Below are 7,045 nucleotides of genomic sequence, written 5' to 3'. Positions count from 1 at the left end.
GAGGTTGATGTTCTATCGATCGATGGCGCGTTTTCGCTGTACCTGCCGGTGCTCAAACTGATCGAGCCACGGTTGACGCCCGGCGCTGTGATCCTCGGGGAGAACGCCTTTGCGCAGGACTATCTCGATTACGTCCGCACTCCCGCCAATGGCTATTTCTCCCGGTCGCTCGACATCGACGAAGGCCGCGGCAACGAATTCACCGTGCGGGTTGGGTGACGCCAGCCAGCAGAGCAATTGCCCCCCTCGGCAAGCGTAAATTAGACGAGAGAAGCGACATCCGGAATGTCACTTCTCACCCACGCGCTTTGGCGAGATGGAGCGTTTCCCCTCCTGCGGCCGCGTCAGCTTCCACGCGCCGTCGAACCGCGGAGCCGGCCTCGTACCAGCCTTTTGAGCTGTTCACGATCTTCACGACCGACAGCATCACCGGCACCTCGATCAGCACGCCCACCACGGTCGCGAGCGCTGCGCCCGAATTGAACCCGAACAAACTGATCGCCGCGGCAACTGCAAGCTCGAAGAAGTTGCTCGCGCCAATAAGCGCGGAGGGGCCGGCAATGCTGTGAGCCTCACCCGCCGCGCGGTTCAGGAGATAGGCGAACCCGGAGTTGAAATAGACCTGAATCAGGATCGGCACGGCCAGCATGGCGATGATGAGCGGCTGCGCGATGATTTGTTCGCCCTGGAACGCAAAGAGCAGAACGAGCGTCGCCAGCAGCGCCACAAGCGACAAGGGCTGCAAAAACCGAAGCACGCGCGCAAGCGAAGCCTCGCCACCGCTCGCCAGGATACGGTTGCGCAAAACCTGCGCGATGATCACCGGAACCACGATATAAAGCGCGACCGACAAGACGAGCGTGTCCCAGGGCACCGTGATCGCGGAAAGGCCGAGCAGCAAGCCGACGATCGGCGCGAACGCCACGATCATGATCACGTCGTTGACCGCCACCTGGCTCAGCGTGAAATGCGGCTCGCCTTTGGTGAGGTTGCTCCAGACAAACACCATCGCGGTGCAGGGAGCCGCCGCGAGCAGGATCAGGCCAGCAATGTAGCTGTCGATCTGATCGGCGGGAAGGTACGGACGGAAGAGCCAGCCGATAAAGACCCAGCCGAGAAGGGCCATCGAGAAGGGCTTGACCGCCCAGTTGATGAAGAGCGTCACGCCGATCCCGCGCCAATGCTCCTTGACCTGGCCGAGCGCCGCGAAATCGATCTTCACGAGCATGGGGATGATCATCAGCCAGACAAGACAGGCCACCGGCAGATTGACTTTTGCAATTTCCGCCGATCCGATGGCCTGAAACACCGTGGGGAAGAAGTGGCCGAGCGCGATGCCAACGGCGATGCACAGCGCGACCCAAAGGGTGAGATATCGCTCGAACGTCGACATGATCTACTCCGGTAACGCCGGAGCGGAGCCGGCTTCGATGGTTTTCAGGAACGCGGCCAGAGGCGAGACCGCCGCCGGGTTGAGCGAGTAGCAGACCCTCGGCCGCGCAATCTCGCCGATGATGATGCCCGCCTCTTTCAAGATCCGCAGGTGCTCCGAGGTCGTGGAGGCGGCAAGGCCGATCTCCTCTACGATGTCGCATCCAATGCAGGTTTGCCGCCGGAGAAGCGTTTCGACGATCAGAACGCGCGCCGGATGTCCGAGCGCTTTTGCAAGGCTCGCGATGCGCTCATGGCGCGAACCCGGATCATGACAATCCGGGCCGACATCCAGCGCGGAGACTTTCCTGGCAACCATCTATGGAACCTTATTCGTCAATCGACGAAATACGGATAATCGAGTTGCGCCAATAGCGCAAGATATTCCGCGGGGTGAGAGCAAGGAGTTTTTTCGCGAGCGCCGGGCCATCTGCTGCTCGGTCCGCATCGCCGCCAGAGCTTGGATTTAGCCCCATGTTGACCGGCAGCGAGCCTATCAACGCTAGGCTCATGACTCATTATCGAAGATAGAAGATGAAGGCATCGAAGATAGAAGATGAAGGCGGCTGCGATGCAGATCGCCGAGAAGAACGTGTGCGCGCAGCGGTCGTAGCGCATGGCGATGCGCCGCCAGTCTTTGAGCCAGCCAAGACGGGTGCATAGCGCGAGGGCACGCGGCGGCGGAGTTGCCAAGTATCGTCCCGCTTGAAAATGGTTGTGTCCTTCACGGGCGCGTGTCTCCCGAATTGTGCATCGAAATGTATAGCATATTCAGGCAAAGCAAAGCTGGGTAATATGCGCTACGGCCAAAAAGTGAATTCAGATAAGAACTTACTGGAAATTTTGCGACGAGAAGCTGGCGGCCCGGCTGTAACAAAACTGCGAACACCTATGTGATTGAAGTCGCGATATGATTCATCTGTGCCGGCCAAGTCATCAAGACCGTGGACCAATTTGGCAAAATGGCTTGCCTCACCTTGCTCTATAATTTACTAAATCATACGATACGGTTTAGTAAACGATACGGGAGGAGCACAGATGGATAGTGAAGCCTGGGTGCAACTTGCATTGGACAAGCTGGAGTGCAGTCAGAAGGAACTCGCCATTCGCCTAGGGGTATCGCCGACCCAAATTAGCAAATGGAAGAAAGGTGAGCACATGTCCCTCGACATGGAAGAACGGTTCCGTGAGATAGCAGGCATCGGAGAGAGGCATCCATCGTTCGTGCTGTGGGCAGGCTCTATCGAAAAGGCCAACAAGTGGGAAAGGCTGATCCTTCACTTAGCAGAGCGTGCGTCCGAAAACGCCGAAACGGGATATGACGTATATCCACTCAAGGAAGAGCCTTATCTTCTGTGCTGGCACACGTTTTATGTTCTTATGGAATTGGGGGTAACAATTCCCGAGAATTTCCCTGCTGAATTGAACATGGATTATGATGACGATGAACTGGAGTTGGAAGCCATTTCCAATGTTCAATGCTCACGGGTTATATACGACATATTTAAGTCGCTGACAGATGTGTACGGTTTTTATGCGGCGTACATTGACAACATAGTAAACGATGAAGATCGTGAAATATTTGATACAGGTTTTGATGTAGAATCGTGCTTGCTGGAGCTTGCCGTCTGCAAGATTGACGTGGATCTCGCTTTCGCACCGAGATTTCAGGAATTCAAGCTCAAAACACTGGGAAACTATAACGAGTGGCTAACCTCCATTAAGGATAAGGCTTTCCGCGCCGGAATCCCACTCAAAGCAGAGCTTCTAGCCATGGTCCACGAAGATCACGATACGCTCGGCATCGACGCGGAGGCCGAAAATCTGGGATTCAACGCGAATAGGGTGCACCCCGACATCTACATGAATGAACTTTTGTGTGGAATGAGAGCGATACATCAGGTCTTGCCTGTGATCATGAAAAAACTCGGCATCGACGAAAGGGAGTTTCGGATGGACACGTCAGAGTTTATGTTGGGCGGCAATTTTAGCGTACGACAAGACTGAACACGCCAATGGTTCCGCCGACATCGGCCAACTTCGCCGTGACGGAAACGAGGCAATGACCGAAAGCTCAACAATAGTATCCGAACGTTGAGTCGAAACAAGAAGATAGCAACTTGCTTTCAATTTGCTGGCGGAGGGGGTGGAAATAACAGTTCCCTGTTATTTCAATGCCTTGCTCTTTAAACCATGCCGGATTCAGCGCACTGAATCGCAAAGTCTTTTCGTCGAATGTGAAACCACGCCGGCCCTGATGACAGGGGTCGGGAGGTGCGCCCGATGACGATCGGAAGGCTGCTGGAACTCGCCACCATCGAAAAGATCGAACGCGCTCGGTTCATCGTCGGCACCCGTGTGCAGGATGCCGAAATCCCGGTGCCCACGAATGCCGGAGAGGCCCGCATCGCGAAGATCACGGGCGTTGATGTCGATACCGTAGAAGACGCGTTCCTCTTGATCGGCATCGCCGTGCTGGCTTTCCTACGGCTCACCAGCGGGGCGCTCGGTAGCGACAAGACGGGGACGGATGCCTCGGAACCTGCCCCGGCATCAGGGAGGGGCGGCCCGCGCATCGGCTCCGCGTCCCTGCCGGTCCCCGACCTCGATGCGCTCCGCGTCGCCAGCGCGGACATGCATGTGAGGGAGGGTAGGGAAGCGGCTAAATCCCCCGCGTTGCGTGACACCCGCGGGGATGCGGTGGAGGATGCCAGCGCACAGGACGGTGACCGTCCGAGATACCCCGTCACCGTCGAGAGTCCTACTGGGGACTCCCCCGCGCGGGACGCAGCGCCAGCGTCACAAGACGCGCACGCGGCGGGCGTGTCGTCCGGACCGCAGGGAATGCTGCGCCGCACGGTTCCAGCTGCCAAGGACGCGCCTGAGGGCGATTCCGTATCGCGGTTCTACCGGGAGCGTTGCGCTCCCTCTCTCGGCTCCCGCATCTCTGCGCAATCCCTCCATGCCGCCTACCGCGCTTGGTGCAAGGCGCGCGGACTCGCCCCCGCGTCGATGACGTGGTTCGGTCGAAGTCTCCCCGAGTACGCGCGACGGCTCAAAACAGGCGGCAGGATCGTGTATCTCGACATGTGGCGGTCCCCGACGCTCTACAGCCCGCGTCTCCGGCCACCACGCCGACCATGCGGCCTATCGTGCCCATGCCAGCACACCCGGGCGCAAGCCACGCCGCCTTCCGCGCGGCATCGGCAAGCGTCGGGGTATCGGCCGGGGCCATGGCAGGAGCGGGATGAGGGCCAACGCAGGGCCATGGAAGGGCCAACCCGAGGGCCAGTAAACGGGGTGTGCGAACGCCCGTAAAATCAGGGTTTTCGCACGAAAACCGCCCTGTAAACGGCCTGTTACCGGGCCAGTGCAGGGGCCAAGCACGAGCCGATAAAGGGCCAGGTATTTGCCAAGCGTGCGGAAGTTGCGCTTTAAAGGTTTCCACAGCCCACAAAGAAACACTCTTGAAAAATGACCACATCGAGCAGAGATTTCTATCTGGCCAAAGAAAAAAGCCCCGCCTTTGAAGGGCGGGGCGAACACTTATTCTGGATGTAATGCGTGAATCGGTCGATTTCTGCGAAAAATCGGCTTCCAAAAACTTCAGGAATAGGGTGCGCGCTAACAATGCACTGCGAACATAGGGTTATATGCTCCTGCCCGCAAGCCGTTTTTCCTGAAAATCTGTGAGAAAAACGCGACGATGGCGCGTTCAAATCACGCCTTCGCGAGCCTTCCGCGATCGCAGCATCATTCTCTCAGCCATGGGCTGAATCGTTCATCCAATCCATACCGACTGTCACGTGGTCCGCGAATGCACCCTCTCGGGACATGCGAAAGCGCCCTCGTGCGGACGCTGTGCGGTTTCGTCGGCTCGCGTTCAACACCGCCGCGTCAAAGCGCTGGCTCGTGTTCGACATCGACGACTGCGATGCCATGGACGCGCCGCGTGAGGCGTGCCTGCCCATGCCGACGCTCGCGATTGTCAACCGCCGCGATGGGCGCGGCCACCTCGCGTATCGCCTGCGCTCGCCAGTGGCCTTCTCCGATCACGCACGCGAGGCACCACGCCGGTTCATGTCCGATGTGGAGCGCGACATGACACTCGTACTCGGTGCAGATCGAGCGTACACCGGACCGCTCGCGAAAAATCCTCTGCATAGGGATTTCCGGACGTTCGCCACGGGACGCGATTTCGAGCTACGCGAACTGGCCGCTCACGTTGACCGCGACGCGGCCCGCGTCCTTCGTGCTCGCGTGAGATCGGACTGGGTCGCAACTGCACCGTGTTTGATGACCTCCGCGTCTATGCCTATCGCGCGGTGCTCGAATTCAAACGCTGCAACGATTTTCGTGGGTTTCTGCAACGCCTTGTGGCGGTCGCTAACGATCTAAGGCGAAACCCCACGTTCATCGCCTCGCTCCCCGAAATCGAAGCGCGGGCGATCGCACGGTCCATTGCGCGCTGGACGTGGAAGCGTTTTTCGGTCGAGCGGTTCGCCGGTATCCAGCGCGCGCGTGGAAAACGCGGGAACGAAAAACGATGGGCCGATCATGTGCCGCTCGACGTCTCGCGCCCTTGGGAGGCTGAGGGGATTTCGCGCCGGACTTGGTTTCGGCGACGGCAGGTCGCAACCAATGATGAATGATGGCGAGAAGATGCGAGCACCACGGTGGCACTATCGCCTTATCAGGGTAATGCAGTCAGGCTACATTTCTTCACCTCAGTACAGCAGTTCATTGCCAGTCCTTTGGGCGAACTCCCCTTCCGAAAGGCCATCTGCCATCGACCGCGCGGTCAATGATACCACGACGTTGCTGAACGAGCTGTATGACGTAGGCGAATGTCTCGTCGTAAGCGGCCTCGGGGTCAGCACGGCATTCAGCAAGAACTTCTTGAACTATGCCTTCGAATTCTTTTTGGGTCATATCGGGGAGCATTTGTTGAATTGGGCGGCCGCCATGAACGTGATCGAGTATCTGCAAGGTTGACCAGATTTCATAACGAACGGCATTCTTCTTTTCGATATTCTTCCCGGCCATGATGCGACTGATCTTGGAGCAGCGCATCTTGAACTCGAATTCGACGCCGGAACCGGGAGGAGGAGCCTCAGGTTCGGCCTTCGCCGAGTTGACGAAGGCGAGCGAAATCACAATGGCGACTGCGGAAATGAAACGCATGGGCCAATCCCTCGAAAAAATATCGACAAGCTTGAGTTTATCGAAACGGCGCGCCTGCTTCTACCGTGATGAAAAAGGCCGCGCCAATTCCTGACGCGGCCCTTCTCCCTCACCCCGGCCCGCTGGGAGACGGCAGCGCCGGGCATCGATGGGCCGCGCGCCCCTGAGTTCCCGTCGCGAGGCAAGGCTGCCCGCGCAGCGCATCCCGCGCGCGCATCTCGTCAGCGAACGGCGATTTTGCCGGACGCGGCATCTCTCATGAGCGCCGCGCGCTTGTCGGGATCGGCCGACGAAATCTCAGTCTGCCACTCACGTCGCGACATGGTCCGAGCGGGTTTCGGCGCTGCCGGAGCGGCTGCCAGTGGCGGCTGGAAAATCCCGGCCAAATCGGGTTCTCGCTTCAGATCATCGAGCAGTTCGCGGACACTCA

General features: G+C 58.5%; 7 protein-coding genes and 3 pseudogenes. 5 read left to right on the top strand and 5 right to left on the bottom strand.

Annotated elements, in window-relative coordinates; genetic code table 11:
* The coding region (locus T281_RS15485) for a methyltransferase (RefSeq protein WP_037241456.1) at nt 1-219 on the top strand (219 nt) is incomplete at its 5' end.
* Nucleotides 220-295: 76 nt separating this feature from the next.
* Here T281_RS15485 and arsB read toward each other — a convergent pair.
* The 3 genes and pseudogenes from arsB to T281_RS18925 form a co-directional block, all read right to left on the bottom strand.
* On the bottom strand, nt 296-1,393 hold the full coding sequence (gene arsB / locus T281_RS15480; RefSeq protein WP_037241453.1) for an ACR3 family arsenite efflux transporter: 1,098 nt from the start codon (nt 1,391-1,393) through the stop codon (nt 296-298).
* 3 nt (nt 1,394-1,396) lie between these two features.
* A complete protein-coding gene (locus tag T281_RS15475; RefSeq protein WP_037241450.1) occupies nt 1,397-1,750 on the bottom strand; it encodes an ArsR/SmtB family transcription factor in 354 nt (117 codons plus the stop codon).
* Between the two features lie 227 nt (nt 1,751-1,977).
* Nucleotides 1,978-2,079: pseudogene (locus T281_RS18925) on the bottom strand (IS5/IS1182 family transposase); the annotation flags it as partial.
* Between the two features lie 390 nt (nt 2,080-2,469).
* Between T281_RS18925 and T281_RS15470 the strand changes: the two are divergent.
* From T281_RS15470 to T281_RS15460, 4 genes and pseudogenes are all read left to right on the top strand, one after another.
* Entirely contained in the window at nt 2,470-3,438 is a 969-nt protein-coding gene (locus tag T281_RS15470) for a helix-turn-helix transcriptional regulator (RefSeq protein WP_037241447.1), read from the top strand.
* A gap of 276 nt (nt 3,439-3,714) precedes the next feature.
* Complete coding sequence (locus T281_RS17995) at nt 3,715-4,749, top strand: primase-like DNA-binding domain-containing protein (protein ID WP_052037573.1); 1,035 nt, start codon at nt 3,715-3,717, stop codon at nt 4,747-4,749.
* Nucleotides 4,750-5,265: 516 nt separating this feature from the next.
* Nucleotides 5,266-5,586: pseudogene (locus T281_RS19930) on the top strand (replication initiation protein); the annotation flags it as partial.
* 110 nt (nt 5,587-5,696) lie between these two features.
* The gene (locus T281_RS15460; RefSeq protein ID WP_081796846.1) at nt 5,697-6,083 is read left to right on the top strand and encodes a primase C-terminal domain-containing protein; all 387 of its coding nucleotides are present in this window, start codon (nt 5,697-5,699) and stop codon (nt 6,081-6,083) included.
* A gap of 88 nt (nt 6,084-6,171) precedes the next feature.
* Here the strand turns inward: T281_RS15460 and T281_RS15455 are convergent, their stop codons facing one another.
* The gene (locus T281_RS15455) at nt 6,172-6,615 is read right to left on the bottom strand and encodes a hypothetical protein (RefSeq protein WP_037241440.1); all 444 of its coding nucleotides are present in this window, start codon (nt 6,613-6,615) and stop codon (nt 6,172-6,174) included.
* A 221-nt stretch (nt 6,616-6,836) separates the two neighbouring features.
* Nucleotides 6,837-7,045 (bottom strand): annotated as a pseudogene (locus T281_RS19410) (hypothetical protein); the annotation flags it as partial.

It is taken from the genome of Rhodomicrobium udaipurense JA643, assembly GCF_000636015.1.
Taxonomy (GTDB): Bacteria; Pseudomonadota; Alphaproteobacteria; order Rhizobiales; family Rhodomicrobiaceae; genus Rhodomicrobium; species Rhodomicrobium udaipurense.
The sequence above is the reverse complement of the archived record's forward strand: the minus strand, read 5'-3'. Positions and strand labels throughout refer to the sequence as shown.